Source organism: Okeania sp. SIO2B3, assembly GCF_010672525.1.
Classification (GTDB): Bacteria; Cyanobacteriota; Cyanobacteriia; order Cyanobacteriales; family Microcoleaceae; genus Okeania.
Window position 1 is genome coordinate 81,368 of sequence record NZ_JAAHGH010000020.1, and the last position, 20,295, is coordinate 101,662.

Below are 20,295 nucleotides of genomic sequence, written 5' to 3' on the forward strand. Positions count from 1 at the left end.
AAATAGTGGAAATTGTTTAGATTATATAGCAGAAGGAAGAAGTAAGAAGGAAGAAGGAAAAAGGAAGAGGGAATAACTGCTGCTCCCGTAATATTTACAGCAAAGAGGAATATCTGGCACAAGAGCAAGATGCTCCCACTGTTCTCGTAACAAACATGGCCGAGAAGTAAGAAGGAAGAAAGAAAAAGGAAGAGGGAATAACTGCTGCTCCCGTAATATTTACAGCAAAGAGGAATACTTGGCACTCCCCATCTCCCCTACTCCCCGCTTTCCTGCGATACAATATAACAATGTGCGCTGGAATATTTACAAATGACAGGAACTGTCCAATAGCTAAAAGTCTTATATTATCAGCAATTTCTTCCTCCTGTTGCCTGCGCACAGCGCTATATTAAACAACTCCCAAATCATATTGGAGGTATAATGGTTTATCAATCTGAAAAGTCTTGTAAAACTGGAGCGATCGCTTCTTTCAAAATATCCTAAATTCTTAAAATTTCAGTTCATTTTTCCCCAAGAAAATATTCTTGAATAATGTAAGTAATTACTGGACAAAAAGGGATGTACTTACCTTGATTATCCAATTTATCAAAACTATCTAGTAATTCCTTGATTTCTGATTTTTCAAGATTTTCTACAACTTCTAATATACCATCAATTGCTGCTTTACGCATTGCATTCAACTTATCAATATCTAATCCTAATTTATCAATTGTTTTCAGAGCAATTTCTTTTTCTTTTTTATCTAAAACATTAGTGGGTAAAATTTCTCCAGAACCAGTATAGCGAAAAAAATCACCACAGTTAGGTTCTAAAGGGGAAACCATCAACTTTTCTTCATACCAATCTGCTTTTTTGACACCACAATGGGGAGGTTCTTTCTTTTCTCTTTCACGTTGGCACGATGCTAATAAATTATTATAATTTAGCTGATCTTCAGGAAAAATGCTACGGGGTTTGAGATGTTCTATATGACTATTTTTCTTATCAATTTCCATGCCACAGTAACAACAAATATAACCTTGTTCCTCAAGTAATTTTTGATGAATATTAGTTTTTTCTTTGCTCCTTAAATCATTATAAGTAGGTTGCCAGTCTTCATTAGCAGACGCTTTAAATTTTGCTAAATCTTCAGGTTCGTCACCTTTTTTTATATACTTCACTTCTTCAAAATCTCCCGCCGACGCATCAATATATCTGCTCTGACAAATTCTGGTTCATCAGTACCTATTTCTTCTTCAATTTCTAGCCGTAGTTGTCTAGCTGAATCAAGATTTCCACTATCTATTAATCGAAATAATTCCATCAATTTTTCTTTTATTTCTTGGGGACGTTCAGGAACTTTCATTAAGTCTTCTAAAATACGATTACTATCTCTACCGAAGGAACTAGAAGGATGTTTAAGAATGACATTATCATCTATTTTTTCCAAAATATAAACGCTATTCGGTTTGATTTGACTGACAACTTGTGGAGAGTGAGTAGTAATAATAAATTGACAATTAGGAAATGTTTCTGTTAGTTTGGGAATTACTTGACGCTGCCAAGCAGGATGTAAATGTTGTTCAATTTCATCTATTAATACCACACTACTCGCTTTTAAGGGATTACCTAAACTAGGATTAGCTATTGCTAAACGTCTTGCTAAGTCACCTACTAATGCTAATAAGTTTTTTTCTCCATCAGATAGTTGTTGAATATCAAGTTCTTGGTCTTGTTTTTTTATTGTCATTCTTGGGCGAGGTTTGCGACGCGCTCTAAAATCATTAAAATCATTTTTTCCTAATATAGAATAGATAGCTTCTCTAACTGCTTGAAGTAGGCGATCGCGATATTCTGGATTATCTCGACGTTCTTCATTTTCGGTGTCTTCTATTATTCTAAACCATTTAAAAAAGCCACCAAAATTAATTTGTGTTCCACTAAGTGCATCTTCATAAGCATCAACTTGTCTAAACCCATAATTTTCTTCAATTTTTATCGGTAAATCAAGTACAAAGCGATTAACAGGATAGTAAACAATTAGAGGAATATTAAGTTGAGAATTATCTTTCAGTTTAGTACGAATATCATCTGCTATTGATGGTGATTTTATAGATATTCCCCAACCTCCACCGTTGTTTTGAGCTAAACCTATTTGATTTTCTAAACCATCAATTGAAAAGATGATTTCACAGTTAATTGAAAATATACTTTCACACTTGGTTTCTTCACATCCATTTGTAACATCCTGTTGACTAAAATATCTGCCTTCTGATTTATCTATATAATCATCATCATCTAAATCTAAATCGTGTGTTGTCTTTTTTGGTTCATACTGAATTCTAACTAAAAGCCAAGAAAAGAGAATTGCTATACAGTCTAAAATCCTAGATTTACCTACACCATTAATTCCAATAAATACAGTAGGTTCTGTGGTGGAAAAATCAATAGTTAAATTCTTTATTCCTCTAAAACACTTGATTTCTAAACGTTTAATTTTCATCAGTTATAAATTAGAAGTTTTACAGCAGTTTTCAGGTCAATAAACCACACTAAAAAAATGAGGCATTGCATAAATGCGCGATGATTTTAATAGTTTTGTGGAATGGGTAAGCTGTTAAGCATTTAAACCACATATTGATTGTTTATCTATTTGACTATACAACCCTTATCAATTTTGACTTTTGACTTTTAACTTTTGACTTGCTATACGCATTTAAAATGCGTATTAGCTTATCTTGCCCGTTCCCGTTCCTTATATTTTCGGACAGGTAGGGTACTCGTACCACTTATGTAATGATAACCCTATAGGGACGTTGCATACAATGTCCCTACTGTGGTCTATTCAAATGAAAACTGCTGTAATATAGCCATAAGAAACAAACTGTTATGGGTTGAAATAAACTAAACTATGCCAGAATTATATATAATTGGAGGATGTAACGGTTCAGGAAAAACTACCACAGCCAAACAAATATTACCCTATTTCCTAAACATTTATGAATACGTCAACGCTGATGAAATTGCTTCTGGTTTATCGCCATTTCGCCAAGAAAGCGTTGCTATTCAAGCAGGAAAATTAATGATAAAAAGGCTAAACTACTTATGCCAAAATCAAGTTAACTTTGCCTTTGAAACTACCTTGTCTGGTTTGAATTACATACGCTTTCTCCAGCAATGTCAAAACAAAAGTTATCAAATCAATCTCATTTACTTATGGTTAAATAATCCGCAATTAGCGATCGCTAGAGTTAAACAAAGAGTAGCAAGCGGGGGACATAATATCCCTGAAGATGTTATAATCCGTCGTTATTATCGAGGACAAAAAAATTTAATTGAATCTTATCTTCCTTTGTGTGATACTTGGGTAATTTTTAATAACACTAACTTTCCCAGTCAATTAATTGCAGAAAAAGGAATTAACCAAACACCGATTATTTATCAACCTAAAACTTATTCTCAAATTATGGAGATAAAACTATGAATAATGAGCAACCTAAATTATTGTCAGAAAGAATCCATAAAGGTGTCAATAAAGCCATTGCTGAAGCCATAGAAAGACACCGAAAATTAGGAGAGTCGATCGCTATTTGGCAAGATGGAAAAGTAGTTATTGTACCTCCACAAAAAATCCCATTAATCTTGGACAAGGAATGGGATGAATAATTAATAATTAATAATTAATAATTAATAATGGATAATTACCTCTGGTTCTGTTTGAGGTGCTGATAACTAATAAATAATAACTGATAAAAGATTTCGGTGCGTTAGCGAAGCGTAACGCACTAGAGATTGCTTTCCTACGGAATGCTAGCAAACACTGTTGTTTGCTATCGCAAAGCTGCGCTAAACGCAACGACGCATCTAATGCACTATTTTAGTTGAAACGCTCCACTACTTTTCTGCAAGGAGAGGCGAGAAACTTTCCCTTCCCTTGCAGGGAAGGGGGTTGGGGGGTTAGGTCTTATTACCCTCTGATAACAAAGTCCTCAACTTCAAGCAATGCTCCATTACTCAAAGTGGCAAACTGAGCGCCATCACCAAAACCACCAGCACTACCATTAGGGTTGTAGAATAATGCACCACTATTACTATTGTAAACAATAACAGCATCGGAAGTTGCAGCAGCATTATTACTGGTAACAGTGGCAAATTCTGTTTCGATATCGTTAATAGCTGCAAAAGTTGTTTGACTCAGGAGAATTTTATCTTGACCCACAACAAAATCAGTAATTTCATCCACACCAATATCATCAGCATCAAATTCCTGACTTGTCGCAAAGATAAAACGGTCAATACTAGCACCACCAGATAGAGTGTCATCTCCACTTCCACCATTGAGGCGATCGCGTCCTTGACCGCCATTCATTTCATCGTTACCATCTCCTCCAAAGAGAAAGTCAATACCAAGACGACCTTCTAAAACATCATCGTTATCCTGACCATAAAGGAAGTCATCGCCACGACTGCCAATAATTAAGTCGTCACCACCACCACCAACAAGAGTGTCATCTCCTGCTAGACCTGTGATGGTATCATCTCCAAAGTTACCGTTAAGACGTTCATCTTCTGGAGTACCAATAATTTCTTGAGCAACTGCATCAACAATAGTGACTTGAGCAACTTGGTTTTCTGCATCGACGACATAGTCTTCTGTTTCTATCAATTCAATAGTTGTGGTTTCTTCGCCTTCCGACTCCTCATCCGGAATAGTTGTCCAGGTAACAGTCGCTGTAGTTGCCCCTTCCTCAATGGTAATAGCGGAACGCGCGAGTTCATCCCCTGCTGCTTGGAGTTGTTCTAGGTTAGAAGCATTGGTTAACTCAGGAGGAAACTCAATATCGCCAAAAGCATCATCAGCATCTGTTTCTGACCAAATTACCCGTAAACCTCCTTCTGGAGCAGCTTGACTTAAATTGAAAGTTAGGCTGTATTGACCTGCATTTTCACTAACAGTTTCCGGTTCAACATCAATACTTACTATTATTGGTTCAATGGTTTCAGCGGGGTTAACTACAAATTCACTTACTACCTGTAGTGGACGGTTAATAACATTTTCTGGGTTTGCTAATAACTCTTCCTCTGTGTAGGGTTCCACGCCATAAGTGACAACGCGTAACTGTTGAGTTTCCGGGTCAATTTCAAATTCTGTCCAACCAAAGGTATGAGTGGCAGTGTAGTCACCTTGAACTAGAGTGGCATCAATTTGACCGTCTGCTATTTCTAAATTATCGTTCAGACCAATGGGGTCATAACCAAAGGTTGCTAACTCCTCATTTAACAATGACTTGATAAAATCATCTTTGTCATTAATTTCACTACCACCATCGCCGATGACTGGCAAACTCTCATAAAAAGCTACTTCTTCAGGAGTCAAAAGATTGAATGCGGCAGATAACTCAACTACGCTGGGACCGAATGGAGGTTCAAAAGCAACGGAACCTGTAGTAATTTCAAAAGCATTAGTAGCTATTTGTTCTCCACCAAACTCTTCTTGATAAGTCAGGTTATTAACTACGGTACCGTGAATATCTGCCGCCACGAATACCACATTATTGATATCGTTATCGTCGATAAATTTGAGAATTTCTGTTCGTTCGGCAGCATAACCTTCAAAGCGAGCGCTTGCTGCTGCAGTTCCCAAGTTTTGGATAGGTTCGGGGACCATGACGAATTTCCAGGTAATATCGTTGTTTTCTGCCTGGAGTAAGTCGTTTTTCAGGTCTTCTAGTTGGGGTTCTCCTAACATTGTGCGGTCGGGGTTAAAGGAAGCTGCCAGAAATTCTGCAATGCCTTGTGGTGTTACTTCGGCAGGTTCTAATTCTTGGTCTCGGAAGGAACGAGCGTCTAAAACAAAAGTAGCTGCATCGCTGCCGAAGGTATTATAACGATATAGTTTCCGTTCTCCTGCGGTGCGGTCTTCTCCTGTATTTCCATAAAATTCATCTTGCAAAGGATTAAATTCCTGGAATGCTTGTAGACCATTTTCATAGAGTTCAGTGTCGTTAATTAACCCTTGTGTTTCTGGGAAGCGGGGGTCACTATTTGCGGGGGCACCACCGGAAAAGTCGTTGATAACTTCACGGTCGTCTATTGTGGCCAAAATTGATGTAGTAGCACGGAGGTCTGCCCAAGTATTTTCACCGAAGCGATCGCCATATACTTCTTCATGTTTGGCCCTAAATTCTTCTATTGTTTCTGCCTGTGGTTGTGGTACTGCTGGAGAGGGAATATCGGCATATATTGTGTCGCCATGTAAGACGAAGAAGTCTAAGTCTGCTTCATCAGCATTAGCAATAGCTGGATAGGGAGCAAGTTCGCCTCGCCAGTCTCCGGAGACTCCAAATTTTAAGCCAGTTTGATTACCTAATTCTGCTGCTGTGTTAAATTCTCCTATTTCTGTTGAACCTGCTGCATCAGTAACTCGATAATAATATTCGGTGTCGGGGTTTAATTCTGTTATTTCGACTTTGACTGGAGCATTTGTTAGGTTGCTATTAACTGTTTGAATAATGTTAGTAAAGTCAGGGTTTGTAGCAACTTCAAATGTTATTTCTCCAGGGGAATTACTATTTGCCCATAACACTGTTGAAGTTTGAGTAGTGTCGCCACTGGCAATGCCATTAATTAGACTGTCTGATATTTGCCGAGGGTTATAACTGAAAGGGTCAATTTCTAGAGGTTCTTCAAAGGCAGTTGCCACATTTTCCCAGGGGATAAATTTAAAGTTGGTATTGAAGTTTTGAATTTCTCCATCTTCTGGATCTTGACTAACTGCTTCTGGTTCATTTGCTCCGTCTTGAACTACTAATAAACCGTTGGGGTAATTGTTACCTAAAGGCAAGTTAATAACATCTGCACCGTCAGATTCTTGTGCTCCATCAATATTGGCAAAATCTCCTACAAAGAAGTTACCAATATATTCGTTATTGCCTTCCCTTTCATAAACGGCAAAAGTATTATCTCCCTGACTAGAAGCTAATAAATAACCATTGCCATTCTCAGCATAATAAATAGTTAAACCTTCTACATCCGCTTGAAGATTTTCTCCAATTTCATCAACTAAAATTCCTTCATCACTACCACCAACTTCTGCATCAAATTTCCAAATACCGAAGTTTTCTTGACCAACATAAAGAAATCCTAATTCTTGGTCTACTACCATTCCTTCCACTTGAGCATCATCCAATTCTCCACCTTCTGGAATAGGTACATCTAGACGACGAACTTCTGAGGCACTTACCGTTCCATCTTCGTTACTTGTTAACTCTAATTGAGCAATTTGGTCGCCATCTGCCTGACTAACATAAGCGTAAGTTTCCCCAGTATTAGGATTAGTATAAGTTGCTAAACCATAAGCAGTTTGTTCCCCATCATCTACACCAAAAATTGAAACTTCAGGGTTGCTAATATCGGTCGCAGTAATATTAGTAAGTTGACGACTTTGAGGGTCAATACTCCAAATTGCTAAAGTATCATTTGCCCGGTCAGTTGCCACTGCTAAATCTACTGTTTCATCTCCTATTTGGAAGTTATAAACAATATCGACATTGTTATAACGAACATCCCCAGGAGTATCAGGAGAAATTTCTTGTAAAACTTCACCGTTTAAATCGTAAACTGCTAAACCAGCATCTTTTAATGTACTAATAACTAAACTTTGGTTGGGGTTATTAGGATGAACATAAATTGCTGGATCGTCTGAATCAATACCTGTTTCAATTCTGTTTGTATCTGGAGTTTCAACAGTAGGATAAACAGCAGGAATACTATCAATATCTAGGGAGAAACCTAAAAATTGAGTAACTTGAGGAGTTACATTATTAAAATTATTATCACTAACTACCACCAAAGATTGAGACCCATCAGGCAAAACTGGTCCGAATGCCATCCCTTCATCATTATCTAAAGTAATGCCTAACTCTGCAAAATCTAATAATAATCGTTTTTCTGCAACAGCATCAACATCAAATAGCTCTCCATCGGGGTCATCTGGATTAATTAAACCGTCAAAATTTTGGATATTAGTTGTATTTTGTAACTGAACTTCGTAGAGACGGATATTATTACCAACTCCAACAGAAAAAGACCTTTCTAAAGCTAACAAAGTGTCACTATTATCTAGAGCAAGTAATTCAACTAAACCATTAACAGCAAAACCATCTGCTAGTGCTGGAGCATCAGAAATAGGGTCAATAAAATAGAGAAATTCTTTGACAGCTTCCCCAGTTTCTAAATCATATTTAATAATCCGAGAAGTACCCTCATCTTCCAGAGTAGAAATCTCACCATCTTGCACTAAAGCATTTTCAGTTGCCGTGTAGAGATAACGTCGATCTGGAGTAATAGTTAAACTTTCAAAAGCCAAGTTATTTCTGATGCCTTCAGTTCCATTTTCATTTGCTAAAAATTTATCTGGAATTGTCAACTCATTTAATTGTTCTCCTGTTAGGGAAAATAGATTAACAAATGGGTCGATATTATTATTAACATCTCCTTCCGAAGATATGAATAAATTCTCACCATCAAAAGCAATTCCTTCTGGGTCAACTCCAAGTTCTGGGAATGGTACTCCATCACCATTTAATAGAGTAGTAAAATCTGTAAATTCAACATCTCCATCATCAAGAGAACCATCACTCAAATCAATATCAACAGTATAAAAGCGGGCATCATTAAATTCACTCCGGTCATCAGAAATAGCATAATAAATTCCTGAACCTTTATCATAACTAATACCAGAAATACCCCCTACTTCTGTACCTTCAAATTCCAATCCAGTCTCAAATTCTACCCCCCCAATAAACTCAATATTTGTGACAGTTTGACGATTTTCATTAGTAACATCTGCCCAAACCAAACGATGGTCTGAACTAGGAAAAGGAAAATCTCCCACTAAATCAAATAAAGAGTCATTTTCCTCCGGCCAAAAAACAGCAGCATCAACTATTTCTTGATCTATTGAAGGCAAAACATAATCAACTCGTAAATTTCCAGAAGTACCTTCCGCATCATTAAAATCTGCTGTATCAAAAGCAGGGTTGCCTCCATGATTTACACTTTCTCCCCCTTGACGGTCTGTAGCATCAACTCCCCCCTCACTACCAGGAGTTACTGAAGTATTAACCAGAGGATTTTCTAATAATTGATTAATAGCATTATTGAAACTATCCCCATCAACTGGGTCAGCATTTTGGTCTCCCATAATCACAAAAGAATTACCAGAATTTAAACCACCAAAATTTCCTGCATCATCATAAATATAACCTCCTTCTCCAGGAGTAACATAATCTGCCCAAAACCTAATTTCATCGTGATTTCTTCTGCCATTTCTATCTTCCTCCCCATCAAAAACTGGCGGAGTAGGATGACTAACTAAAACATGAACTATCTCCCCATTCACATTTATCGGCACATCCCAATGACTCTTAGAAGAAAGACGAAATACCTCTAATTCTTCCTCCGAATACCAATCATTAGGTTCAGGTGTATCAAGATTATCTGGTAATAATGCACCTGGCATATCTTTCCAGAGAAAGTTTTGAAAAGTTCTTACTTCCTCTTCAACAATAGGATATTTTGAATATAAAACCATTCCGAATTGACCGGGAAAATTGCCAAAACCAAAAGCATCATTCCCATAACCAAATTCACCTGGTGTTGTGACTATTTCCTCATTATTATCTAAGTCAAAACCAGAAGAAATACCTGTATTAGAAGGAGCAAAATATACGAAAGGATATTCTACAGGATCTACTCCATTTTGACTTATTTCTAAATAGTTATCCCGGAATAGATCGGCAGCAGTTCCTTCTGAATCAAAATCAAATTCATTAACTAATAAAACATCAGGATTGACTCTTTGAATAATTTCTGCTACTGTCTGTGCTTGTTCGTTTTCTTGTGTAGAAAAGTCTGTGATTAATTCACCTTCTTCGTTGCGGTTTAGAGATGCGTTGAAGGTGGCAAAGCGGATTGGATTTGGCATAAATTAAGAATCCTTAAATTATTTACAGAAATAACCGTAATGGGATTTTAGAGGTGATAATTTAAACTCTGCTTATGTTGAGGTTAAATTTTGTTTATTGGTACAGTCTAAAAAGATTCAAATCTAAATAGTTGACTGTTTCACCTTATATATCATTTATACCAATTCCCATGCATTAATGCTATACTTAGGTAACATTTCAGTTATTAAGTAATTAACACAGCTAGAATAACTTTTTTGCTAATTAGCAGCCCAGTTAATGTTAATTATTTTTATGTAGGGGCGTTGCATACAACGTAAAAGCTGCCCAATATTCTGGATTATAGTATTTTTGTGTAAGTTCTGATATAATTATTAAGATTACGAGTAAAATAACAAATTTATAGATGCCAGTGTTTACTGTCAATAAACAAAACTCTCGTCAACCTTATGATGGTTGGTCTTTAGATGACCGCGATCCCAAAGTAATTGAATCTTTGATGCCATTATGGGAATGGTTTTATCGTTATTATTTTCGAGTTCAAACCAATGGCTGGCATCATATTCCTAGAGATGAAAAAATACTGATAGTTGGATCTCATAATGGTGGTTTACCCGCTCCAGATATGCATATGTGTATGTATGACTGGTTTAAAAGGTTTGGTGCAGAGCGTTTGGTTTATGGACTTATGCACCAGAATGCCTGGTCAGTTTTTCCTACCACTCCCTTAGCAGTACAATGTGGGGCAGTTAGAGCACATCCGAAAATGGCGATCGCTGCTTTCCAAAGAAATGCCTCTGTGGCTGTTTATCCTGGTGGCGGCCCAGATGTTTTCCGTCCTCATTCTATGCGAAATAAAATCTATTTTGCTGGGCGTAAAGGCTTTATTAAGTTGGCTTTGCGTGAAGAGGTGCCTATTGTACCAATGATTTCTCATGGTGCCCACGATACTTTAATTGTGCTAGCAGATGTTTATGAACAAGTGAAACAGCTCCATGAATGGGGTTTGCCTTGGTTATTTGGTCTCGACCCAGAAGTGTTTCCTATCTATATTGGATTACCCTGGGGATTAGCTATTGGGCCTTTACCTAATTTCCCTTTGCCAGTAAAAATTCATACCCGAGTTTGTCCTCCCATTGTATTTGAGCGTTATGGACGCTCCGCAGCTAGCGATCGCGATTATGTTGATGCTTGTTATGAGCGAGTTATGACCCAAATGCAACAAGAATTAGACCAATTAGTGTTATCCACTTCATAATTTAGTACGGTATATACTTTGAACGGCTGAAAACTGGGCAAAGGTTCAAAGCCAAAAGGTTTTTTTTAGATTATCCGGACATGATATGACTCAGTCCTCTTGACTCCTGAGGACTGGCAAAAAACTGAATCGCCGACAAAGATACCAAACTAGGTTCTATAAACTACAATGCAATTATTCCTTCCATCTCCAACGCTGCTGCTACCCGTAAAATCAACGCTTCATTATCAGGCGCAGCAATAATTTGTACCCCCAAAGGTAAACCATTAGTACGACGGATGGGTACTGACAAAACTGGCAACCCAATAAAAGATAAAGGTTGCGTATACAAACCTAAATTTGGACGCACTAACACCTCCTCCCCAGCAATAGTCATTTTTTCCTGCCCTAATAGCGGTGCAACACGGGGAGTAGTGGGAGCCAGAATAATATCTACTTCCTTAAATATTTCTCCAACACAACCTTGATACCAACGGCGGAAACGTTGAGCTTGAATATACCAGTCTGCTGGCATTAAAGCACCAGCTAAAAAGCGATCACGAGTTGCTGGATCGAAATCTTGGGGACGGGTGCGTAAATTCTCTAAATGTAAATTCGCCCCCTCAGCAGCAGTAATAATATAAGCAGCAGCTCTAGCTCGGTGTGCCTCCGGTATAGTCACCCGTCTAGTTACTCCTAATGCTGTCGCCACCTGTTCAACTGCTGCGAAAACTTCTGGCTCCCCACCTGTGGCAAAGTGACCGTCAGCAACCGCAATGCGTAAATTTTCAATATTTTGATTGAGTTGAGGCAAACAAGCTTCCGGAGTACGATGGGTACAAACTGGGTCTCTAATATCTGACCCCTGTAAAACATCATAAACTGTTGCGATATCTTTTACAGAGCGAGCAAAATGTCCGACATGGTCTAAACTACTGGCAAACAGAAAAACCCCTGCTCGCGATAAGCGTCCATAAGTGGGTTTAAATCCGAAAACACCGCATAAGGAGGCTGGCACGCGGATAGAACCGTTGGTATCGGAACCGAGAGTTATAGGTACTAACCCTGCAGCAACGGCAGCAGCAGAGCCACCGGATGACCCCCCGGAGATGCGGGTAAGGTCGTGAGGATTATGTGTTGCGCCATAGTGGCTATTTTCTGTTACGAAACCGTAGGCGTATTCATCCATATTCAGGGTCCCAACAAGAATTGCTCCTGCTTGTTTGAGTTTAGCGACGGCGGTTGCGTCTTCTGTTGCGGGTTGGTTTTCGGCGTTTATTTTGGCTCCAGCGAGGGTGGTTATACCTGCGATGTCGTAGAGATTTTTGACTGCAAAGGGCACCCCTGCTAGGATACCAGGATTTTTGCCTTGAGCAATTTCTGTGTCTATTTGTTTGGCAGTGTTAAGTGCGGTTTCTGCAGTAATAGCAGTGAAGCAGTTTAGGGTTTGGTTGTGCTGGTTAATTTGTTGTAAGCATTTAGTTACTATTGTTTGAGCTGTGGTTTCGCCTGTTTTGATGGCTGTGGCGATCGCCATTGCATCTATTTGATTAAATTTGATAGTCATTTTGGTTTAATAGGTAAAAAAGTAAGAAAGTTTTTGGGTAGTTCTGCATAGTAATGGTATATGCAGATGAACAATGCTTAGTGCGGGAATCATACTCGCGAGGGAGCAAGATGCTCCCACTACTGTGTCTGGTAACAAAAATAATTACAATGCACTATCACCAGTTTTTGTAGCTATATCAATGCTCTAATTTTTCTGGGTCAAATTTTGGTGCTGGTTCTATTTCTGGTGGTAGGGGAAAGTCTATGACTAATTGAGCGATCGCTGTAATTTTTTCCAGATTTTCTACTACACCAGGGAGGTGTTCTGGTTGTAATTGTAAATTTATTAGCTGCGCTGTAATTTCGATATATTTTTCTATGTTTTTCATAATTCAATTAGTAATCTTCAAGAGGGAAGAAGTAGATATGGATAGTCTCCGATCAGCCACTTTGTATCTACAAACCCCAACCAATTTTAGACATCCTGTAGAAGGTTGTTTATTATACCAAGCGCCATCAATGTTTGCTACAAATACGCACGGTTATTTCTAGTAGTAGGGGCGAATGGCCATTCGCCCTTACAGATTGAGATTTTTCATTATTAGTTTGTTGAATGGATTTGACCCTATCCCTAATTTTCTGCTTCATTTTTGGTGGCACTGATAAATTTTCTAGATGGGTCAACCAGTTATTCAGCACTTCTAGCTCTGTATCTAGGGTTTTTCTCAGAGCGATCGCCCAAGCTTCTAATGTATCTAAATCTGTATTTACTACTGTTGGCCCAAAATTCTAGTTGGTTATTCATTAATTGATAATTGATAATGGATAATTACCTCTGGTTAAAACCGTCCTTGATTGAATATCAGGAAATATTATTTCTTTTTTCCCCTTAAAAGGGTCGGCTTTAAACCAGAATTATTTAATTATTAATTATTAATAATTAATAATTCGGTAATTATTTGTCCGACAAGTTTGGGTAAGGAGCTTGCCCAAGATATGGAAAAAGGAGCAATTGAGCCTTTAAATCTTCATGTTCCGGTAGCCTTTCTATTATATTGCGTTCTGGGAGAAAAGGCGCGTTCGCAAGATGAAAAAGTCATATAAATTGAGGATAAACTTGACGAATGGGAAGATAGTAATCCAATAGTTCAATACTTTCGCAAGATGAAAAAGTCATAGAAATTGAGGATAAACTTGACGAATGGGAAGATAGTAATCCAATAGTTCAATACTTTGCAGTTGAGAGCATTTATGATGATAATTTTCTAATCGTTCTTCAATTTTATCTTTCTGAGCTTGTAGACTGGAATGTGCTTGATTTAATTCTTCTATTTGAGACAAAAATTTTCTCTTTTCTTGTTCCCAATTCTTAGCCCAAGAAATTTTCGCCTTCTCCTTCTGAATAAAAGACTCTGTTATTTGACCGGGAAAAGTTATTGGATATGGAGTCAAATCCCAATTACAAGTTTAGCAATAATTAACTTTTTCTTCTGTATATTTCGTCTTACATATCGGACATTGATTCATATTATTTAATTCTTTTTATGAGTTTTCATTTCGGTAGACCACTGTAGGGGCGAATGGCCATTTGCTAACGTAGAAGTTCTCCGCCACATCTAAATATGACTTATGAAATGATTTGTATTAGACCTCTGGATATAATTAATCTCAAAACCTTATTATACCTGGGTAAAAACTTAGTTTCCACACCTATGTCTATTAATGATGGCAGTCAGGACGATACTCTCAATTGTTTATTCAACATCATAAAATATGTTATAACCTTTGTTCTGTACTTAGAATATTCATTTATCTCAATAATTTACTATGACCACAACTCCCCGTCGCTATCACATTACTACTTTCGGCTGTCAAATGAACAAAGCTGACTCTGAACGCATGGCAGGTATCCTAGATAATATGGGTTTTATCTCCTCAGAAGACCCTAATGAAGCCAGTATTATTTTATACAACACCTGCAGCATTCGTGACAATGCTGAACAAAAAGTCTATTCTTACCTGGGTAGACAAGCAAAACGCAAACACAAACAACCAGACCTCACTCTTATTGTTTCCGGGTGTGTTGCCCAACAGGAAGGAGAAGCACTACTGCGACGAGTACCCGAACTAGACTTAGTGATGGGACCTCAACACGCTAACCGTCTCCAAGACTTATTAGAACAAGTATTCAATGGCAACCAAGTAGTTGCAACCGAACCAATTCACATTGTGGAAGACATCACTAAACCCAGACGGGATAGCAAAGTCACTGCTTGGGTAAATATAATTTATGGTTGCAACGAACACTGCACCTATTGTGTTGTTCCCAGTGTGCGCGGTGTGGAGCAGTCTCGCTATCCTGAAGCTATTCTGGCTGAAATGGAGGAGTTGGGGCAACAAGGTTATCAAGAAATAACATTGTTAGGGCAAAATATTGATGCTTATGGACGCGACTTACCGGGAGTGACAGCAGAAGGACGCAATAAACACACATTCACAGATTTACTTTACTATGTGCATGATGTATCAGGTGTTGAGCGTATCCGCTTTGCTACCAGTCACCCCCGCTATTTCACTGAACGTTTAATTAAAGCTTGTGCTGAGTTGCCCAAGGTGTGCGAACATTTTCATATTCCCTTTCAGTCTGGGGATAATCAATTATTGAAGGCGATGGCAAGAGGTTATACCCATGAAAAATATCGCCGAATTATTGATAAAATTCGGGAACTAATGCCTGATGCTTCTATTAGTGCTGACGCAATAGTAGGTTTTCCTGGAGAAACGGAAGCACAGTTTGAGAATACGCTGAAGTTGGTTGAGGAGATAGGGTTTGACCTATTGAATACTGCTGCTTATTCTCCTAGACCGGGAACTCCAGCAGCTTTATGGGAAAATCAAATAAGTGAAGAAGTGAAAGCGGATAGACTGCAACGGTTGAATCATTTAGTGGGTGTGAAAGCTGCAGAGCGATCGCTACGTTATATGGGTCGTACTGAAGAAATTTTGGTTGAAGATACTAACCATAAAAATTCTGCTCAAGTTATGGGTCGTACCCGTGGAAACCGTCTGACATTTTTTGAGGGGGATATTAATGAGTTGAAGGGTAAGTTAGTAAAAGTGAAAATTACGGAAGTACGTCCTTTTAGTTTGACAGGAGAAGTTAAGCAGTTAGTGGTGGTTTAACAGTTGTAAGGATGGGTTTAGTGAATCAGTGAACAGTTATCAGTTATTATCATGAGAGATCCCGAAGAAAAGAATATCGGAGTCTACAGACCCGCCATCAAGGTAAACTACGCGCTTTTCAACCAGAAGCGTCGGGGTCTGAAACGAACCGGTTAAAAATATTAACTGATGACTGATGACTGATGACTGATAAGTTGCACCCAGATAATTTGCTAAATTTGTAGAGACAGAAATATTCTATTTAATTCAGTAATTAACCCTTTGATTAAGAGTAATATTTAACGAAAGAATGAAATTTTATGAACTACAAACAATGCCATAATAACTCAGAGGTAATTGTGAAAATATCTCTTCTTTAATCAAGGAATTGGTAAATTTACTCCCCTCTGTAAGTTACTTGTTCTTTCCTAACAACCATTCCGTTTATAGCCATACTAAAATGACTATTGTCTATCATAAAAGTTTTACTTCCATCAATAGCTAAATATCCTTGTTCACCACTCACAGGTAATTCTAAAAGTTTATTAGGATTTGATTTTGCACCAGCTACTAAAGTTAATTGACCATTACCACTACGACAAATATTAGCAAAATAATTTTTCGATTCAAAGTATTTTACCTCAGACCAATTCTCTCCTTTTTTCTGGCAAATACGCCAATCTTCACGGGATGCTTGAGTAAGTAATATAGATTTATTTTCAATTTTTTCTGGGTTAGAAGCTAAAACTTTAGATGAGGAAGTTAATAAGGCAAATGTACCCAGTGTAAATACTCCTAATTGAAAAATTTTTTGATTGATTTTAAGTAAATTCACGGCAAGCTCCTTGAGATGTAAATTAGTATTGAAAATTTATAGCTTCATCACAATGAATTATTACTTTCATTGCTGTTTAACTTCATTAATACTATTGTTGACTAAAAATTAGCAAAAATCAACCTAGAAAATACTGAATTTTTCCGGACAATTTTTTGAAAATCAATTATCGCAAAAGTAGCTCCATAAAATCACTTATAGTCTAATGTTTAAAATAAAACCCGTTTAATTAGGTATAAAAATATTGTCCATCTTCACCATTGCCAAATCTTGATAACTGTTTTCCCTCCTGTACAGGCGTTAACGATTGTTATGCTTGCGCATAACAATCGTTAACGCCCCTACTCCTGACTCCTACCTTCAAAAGATTTTATATCGATGCTACCGGATTTGATATAAGGAATACAAGCCTTCAAAGTATAGATTTTATCAAGTAAATATCCCCGATAAATTACGGAACTTTGCTAAAGTTAAGCTGTATTGTAGAAAAATTCCTCAAGACAATAATGGAGATAATAGGTGCAAATTACTAAACGTAACATCGAGTTAAGAGTTGATGATAGTTTAATGCGTGTATATGTAGTAACTCCCAAACCAGACGGAGTATATCCAGGTATTGTATTCTACAGTGATATCTATCAATTAGGAAGTCCGATAATTCGTCTAGCTAATTATTTAGCTGGTTATGGTTATGTAGTAGCTGCCCCAGAAATTTTTCATCGTACTGAGCCAGTTGGTTTCGTCATTGAGCCAGATGACCTGGGGCGAATGCGGGGTAATGACAATGCACGTCGAACTAAAATAGCTGAATATGATGCGGATACCAGAACTGCGATCGAATTTCTCAAAACAGAAAGTTCAGTTGCTGAGGATAAAATAGGTGCTATGGGTTTTTGTATTGGTGGGCATTTAGCATTTCGCGCTGCTTTTGAAAAAGAGATAAAAGCCACAGTTTGTTGTTACCCGACTGGTGTTCCCAGTGGCAAATTAGGTAAGGGAGTTGCTGATACAATTAAACGAGTGAATGAAATTCAAGGTGAGATGCTCATAGTATTCGGTACTCAAGACCGTCATACACCAGAAGGCGATCGCCAAACCGTAGCTCATGCTTTGGAACAAGAGAGTATAGCTCATCAAATTTTCTTATATGAAGCGGAACATACTTTTATGCGTGATGACGGTTATCGTTATGACTCCGCTGCCAGTACTTCAGCTTGGTCTCAAATAATACCTTTCTTTAATCGTGTGTTTGACAATTAATAGAAAGAAAACACTATTTTAGTTAATTAATGATAATTGGCGTTGCTGAATCAAGCTATGAAACCTCAATTTGGCAAAATCTAAAATCCTTTTCAGTTAATAGTTAAGTGATTCGCGTGCGCGATCCGTCCCTAAATTGCCATTAAAGAAAAATCATAGCAACCCATCAGCAACGTCTCATAATTTAGTATAGCTTGGGTAGAACACAGTAAAACAGAAAGTTCACTTTTCCCAACCTAAGATCGCCAAACTTATTCTTAATAAGAATACGAAAACTCTTTATGCAGATACCTTATCTGGGAAATATTTCTTGAGTTTTTGCAACTTTGGAGGAATGGAAAATACACAATAAGGTTGATTAGGATTCTTGTTAAAGTAGTTTTGATGGTACTCCTCAGCTCTATAATATTCCTTCAAATCAACCACTTCAGTTACGATCGGATTATTAAACGTGCCATTATTATCCAAAGTCGAAATAACTTCTTGAGCAATATCTTTTTGTTCTTGGGAGTGACACATAATAATTGAACGATACTGAGTACCAACATCATTCCCCTGTCTGTTAAGTGTTGTGGGATCGTGAGTCACAAAAAATATTTCTAATATTTCACGCAGTGATATTTTCTCAGAGTCAAAGGTAACTTTTACCACCTCAGCATGGCCTGTTTTTCCAGAACATATAGATCTATAGTCAGGATTCTTAGTATTTCCTCCAGCATAACCAGATTCTGCCTCTTTAACCCCTGCGACAGACAGAAAGACAGATTCTACACACCAGAAACATCCGCCACCCAATACAATTGTATCTAACATGAATTTTTGCCTCCAAATTTTGGCTATAATTTCCATTAAGTATTATTGTAAACTGATTAGGGAATAGCAATCTTCAGTTCAAACCAGTCATATCAAGTCCGGTAGCATCGGAGTGGGTATCATCAAGGTGAAGAAAAAAGAGCGATATTCCTACGCAACACTACCGCGATCGCCACTATGCCAAAAAGCAGCAGTCCTCATTAATATAGAATACAACTATTTCTGCAACTTATTAAACTTCAGGTATATCTATAGTTTTTACTTTAGTCTACCTTTGTGAAAACCGCTAGAATTCAGATTCTAATTTTTTACTAAAAAAAACCTTGCAGGTTTCTAATACCCACAAGGTCTTTTTTTTATTCATTTATGAGAATTGACTATTGACATCCTCCCGACGCTGCACTTGCGTGAAAGCGCGGGATTCCTAACCATCGCTGATTAGTTCTTTCTGCTGCCTCTTGCAGAGGAGCTGCGCTAACAATGCACCAACCTCCAAGGTCAAGCCTCTTTTCGGTCTTACGGTCGCTCCACAGACTGACACTGCTAGCCCAGCAGCCTTTTTTTAAGTCTAACACACTATTGGCATGCGCCGCAAAATTGATTGGTTTTTCCTGCGGAATGCTGCGCAAACATCCCGACGCTCCCCTGACCGGAGAGCGCGGGTCTTCAACCAACGTTGAGATAAAACTCAACTGTCAAGTCTCAAACACATCAATTTGTAGTAGTTTGAACGAATAGGGGTGGTGCCTCTGGTGGTGCCTCTGGTGGTGCCTCTGGTGCAAAGTTCATTTCCTCTCCACCTTCTTGTATCATTTCATTTACAGTCAGTGCATCTAGTTGCAATGCCTGCAATTGTTGGAGCAACGTTACATCGTTAGTTGGAAGATCTGCGAGGTCTACAAGCTCCCCTGTATTAGTTACAACATCTCCAAATACCGTGTTAGCAGGTACTATATTGCCATTTCCTAAATCCACTAACAGTGTAGGACCGCCGCCTGCAGGAACAGCTTCTACACTTGTAGGTCGGCCAACAGGACTAACACCTACGAGATTTGGAAGAGCAAAGTTAGTGACTCCATCACCACCATATAAAGTTCCTAATACCCGGAATAGAGATTCGTTTCCAGCGATGGGTAATAACTGACCCTCAAGAGATAAGAATCCTGGAGGAGCTGCAGTACCAGCAAACAAAACTACTTCTCCAGGGAAGAAACCTGCAGGAGCATCCTCTGTTGCAATTATATAAGCCAGTGGTGGACCTACTTGAGCGGATAGACCAGGAAGGCCAGGAGCACCAGCAGGACCTACTGGACCTACTGGACCCACTGGACCAGGAGCACCATCTAATCCTGGAGTTCCTGGCACACCTGCCGGACCTACTGGACCTGCTGGACCGGCCAGACCAGGAGCACCATCTAATCCTGGAGTTCCTGGTACACCTGCCGGACCTACTGGACCTGCCGGACCTACTGGACCTGCTGGACCAGCCA

14 protein-coding genes are annotated in these 20,295 nt (G+C 38.3%); 5 read left to right on the forward strand and 9 right to left on the reverse strand.

The features are described from left to right. Positions 1 to 503: 503 nt before the first annotated feature. Entirely contained in the window at positions 504 to 1,163 is a 660-nt protein-coding gene (locus tag F6K15_RS16930) for a retron system putative HNH endonuclease (RefSeq protein WP_293062644.1), read from the reverse strand. Continuing rightward, positions 1,160 to 2,485, reverse strand: coding sequence for an AAA family ATPase (locus F6K15_RS16935; RefSeq protein ID WP_293062646.1), 1,326 nt, complete (start codon positions 2,483 to 2,485; stop codon positions 1,160 to 1,162). The genes F6K15_RS16930 and F6K15_RS16935 overlap by 4 nt, the downstream gene beginning before the upstream one ends. A gap of 408 nt (positions 2,486 to 2,893) precedes the next feature. On the opposite strand from F6K15_RS16935, the gene F6K15_RS16940 reads away from it, so the two are divergent. Then, complete coding sequence (locus F6K15_RS16940) at positions 2,894 to 3,466, forward strand: zeta toxin family protein (protein WP_293062647.1); 573 nt, start codon at positions 2,894 to 2,896, stop codon at positions 3,464 to 3,466. Further along, positions 3,463 to 3,648, forward strand: a complete 186-nt coding sequence (locus F6K15_RS16945; protein WP_293062648.1) for a hypothetical protein — start codon at positions 3,463 to 3,465, stop codon at positions 3,646 to 3,648. Before F6K15_RS16940 ends, F6K15_RS16945 begins: the two co-directional genes overlap by 4 nt. A 301-nt stretch (positions 3,649 to 3,949) precedes the next feature. On the opposite strand, the gene F6K15_RS16950 is transcribed toward F6K15_RS16945, so the two are convergent. Then, a complete protein-coding gene (locus F6K15_RS16950; protein WP_293062649.1) occupies positions 3,950 to 9,970 on the reverse strand; it encodes a phytase in 6,021 nt (2,006 codons plus the stop codon). 386 nt (positions 9,971 to 10,356) lie between these two features. Here F6K15_RS16950 and F6K15_RS16955 point away from each other — a divergent pair, with 386 nt between their 5' ends. Further along, positions 10,357 to 11,208 carry a lysophospholipid acyltransferase family protein gene (locus F6K15_RS16955; protein WP_293062651.1) on the forward strand — a complete coding sequence of 284 codons (852 nt, stop codon included), beginning with the start codon at positions 10,357 to 10,359 and terminating at the stop codon, positions 11,206 to 11,208. A gap of 163 nt (positions 11,209 to 11,371) precedes the next feature. On the opposite strand, the gene F6K15_RS16960 is transcribed toward F6K15_RS16955, so the two are convergent. The 3 genes from F6K15_RS16960 to F6K15_RS16970 form a co-directional block, all read right to left on the reverse strand. Continuing rightward, positions 11,372 to 12,754, reverse strand: a complete 1,383-nt coding sequence (locus F6K15_RS16960; protein ID WP_293062653.1) for an AtzE family amidohydrolase — start codon at positions 12,752 to 12,754, stop codon at positions 11,372 to 11,374. Between the two features lie 178 nt (positions 12,755 to 12,932). Beyond that, complete coding sequence (locus tag F6K15_RS16965) at positions 12,933 to 13,124, reverse strand: DUF4089 domain-containing protein (protein WP_293062654.1); 192 nt, start codon at positions 13,122 to 13,124, stop codon at positions 12,933 to 12,935. Between the two features lie 784 nt (positions 13,125 to 13,908). Then, positions 13,909 to 14,187, reverse strand: a complete 279-nt coding sequence (locus F6K15_RS16970) for a hypothetical protein (protein ID WP_293062655.1) — start codon at positions 14,185 to 14,187, stop codon at positions 13,909 to 13,911. A 375-nt stretch (positions 14,188 to 14,562) separates the two neighbouring features. Here F6K15_RS16970 and miaB point away from each other — a divergent pair, with 375 nt between their 5' ends. Next, positions 14,563 to 15,918, forward strand: a complete 1,356-nt coding sequence (gene miaB, locus F6K15_RS16975; RefSeq protein ID WP_293062656.1) for a tRNA (N6-isopentenyl adenosine(37)-C2)-methylthiotransferase MiaB — start codon at positions 14,563 to 14,565, stop codon at positions 15,916 to 15,918. Between the two features lie 376 nt (positions 15,919 to 16,294). On the opposite strand, the gene F6K15_RS16980 is transcribed toward miaB, so the two are convergent. Then, a complete protein-coding gene (locus tag F6K15_RS16980; RefSeq protein WP_293062657.1) occupies positions 16,295 to 16,732 on the reverse strand; it encodes a hypothetical protein in 438 nt (145 codons plus the stop codon). Positions 16,733 to 17,251: 519 nt separating this feature from the next. Between F6K15_RS16980 and F6K15_RS16985 the strand changes: the two genes are divergently transcribed. Next, positions 17,252 to 17,992 (forward strand): dienelactone hydrolase family protein, encoded by a 741-nt coding sequence (locus F6K15_RS16985; protein ID WP_293062659.1) that lies wholly within the window; start codon positions 17,252 to 17,254, stop codon positions 17,990 to 17,992. Between the two features lie 279 nt (positions 17,993 to 18,271). On the opposite strand, the gene msrA is transcribed toward F6K15_RS16985, so the two are convergent. Beyond that, complete coding sequence (gene msrA, locus F6K15_RS16990; RefSeq protein ID WP_293062660.1) at positions 18,272 to 18,805, reverse strand: peptide-methionine (S)-S-oxide reductase MsrA; 534 nt, start codon at positions 18,803 to 18,805, stop codon at positions 18,272 to 18,274. 711 nt (positions 18,806 to 19,516) lie between these two features. Beyond that, positions 19,517 to 20,295: tail fiber protein (locus F6K15_RS16995; RefSeq protein WP_293062662.1), on the reverse strand; the 779-nt coding region annotated here is incomplete at its 5' end.

Excerpts from the sequence above, each read along its gene's own strand:
- miaB (WP_293062656.1), top strand. The coding sequence starts at position 14,563 with ATGACCACAACTCCCCGTCGCTATCACATTACTACTTTCGGCTGTCAA.
- F6K15_RS16940 (WP_293062647.1), top strand. The coding sequence starts at position 2,894 with ATGCCAGAATTATATATAATTGGAGGATGTAACGGTTCAGGAAAAACT.
- F6K15_RS16960 (WP_293062653.1), bottom strand. The coding sequence starts at position 12,754 with ATGACTATCAAATTTAATCAAATAGATGCAATGGCGATCGCCACAGCC.
- F6K15_RS16945 (WP_293062648.1), top strand. The coding sequence starts at position 3,463 with ATGAATAATGAGCAACCTAAATTATTGTCAGAAAGAATCCATAAAGGT.
- msrA (WP_293062660.1), bottom strand. The coding sequence starts at position 18,805 with ATGTTAGATACAATTGTATTGGGTGGCGGATGTTTCTGGTGTGTAGAA.
- F6K15_RS16965 (WP_293062654.1), bottom strand. The coding sequence starts at position 13,124 with ATGAAAAACATAGAAAAATATATCGAAATTACAGCGCAGCTAATAAAT.
- F6K15_RS16935 (WP_293062646.1), bottom strand. The coding sequence starts at position 2,485 with ATGAAAATTAAACGTTTAGAAATCAAGTGTTTTAGAGGAATAAAGAAT.
- F6K15_RS16950 (WP_293062649.1), bottom strand. The coding sequence starts at position 9,970 with ATGCCAAATCCAATCCGCTTTGCCACCTTCAACGCATCTCTAAACCGC.
- F6K15_RS16955 (WP_293062651.1), top strand. The coding sequence starts at position 10,357 with ATGCCAGTGTTTACTGTCAATAAACAAAACTCTCGTCAACCTTATGAT.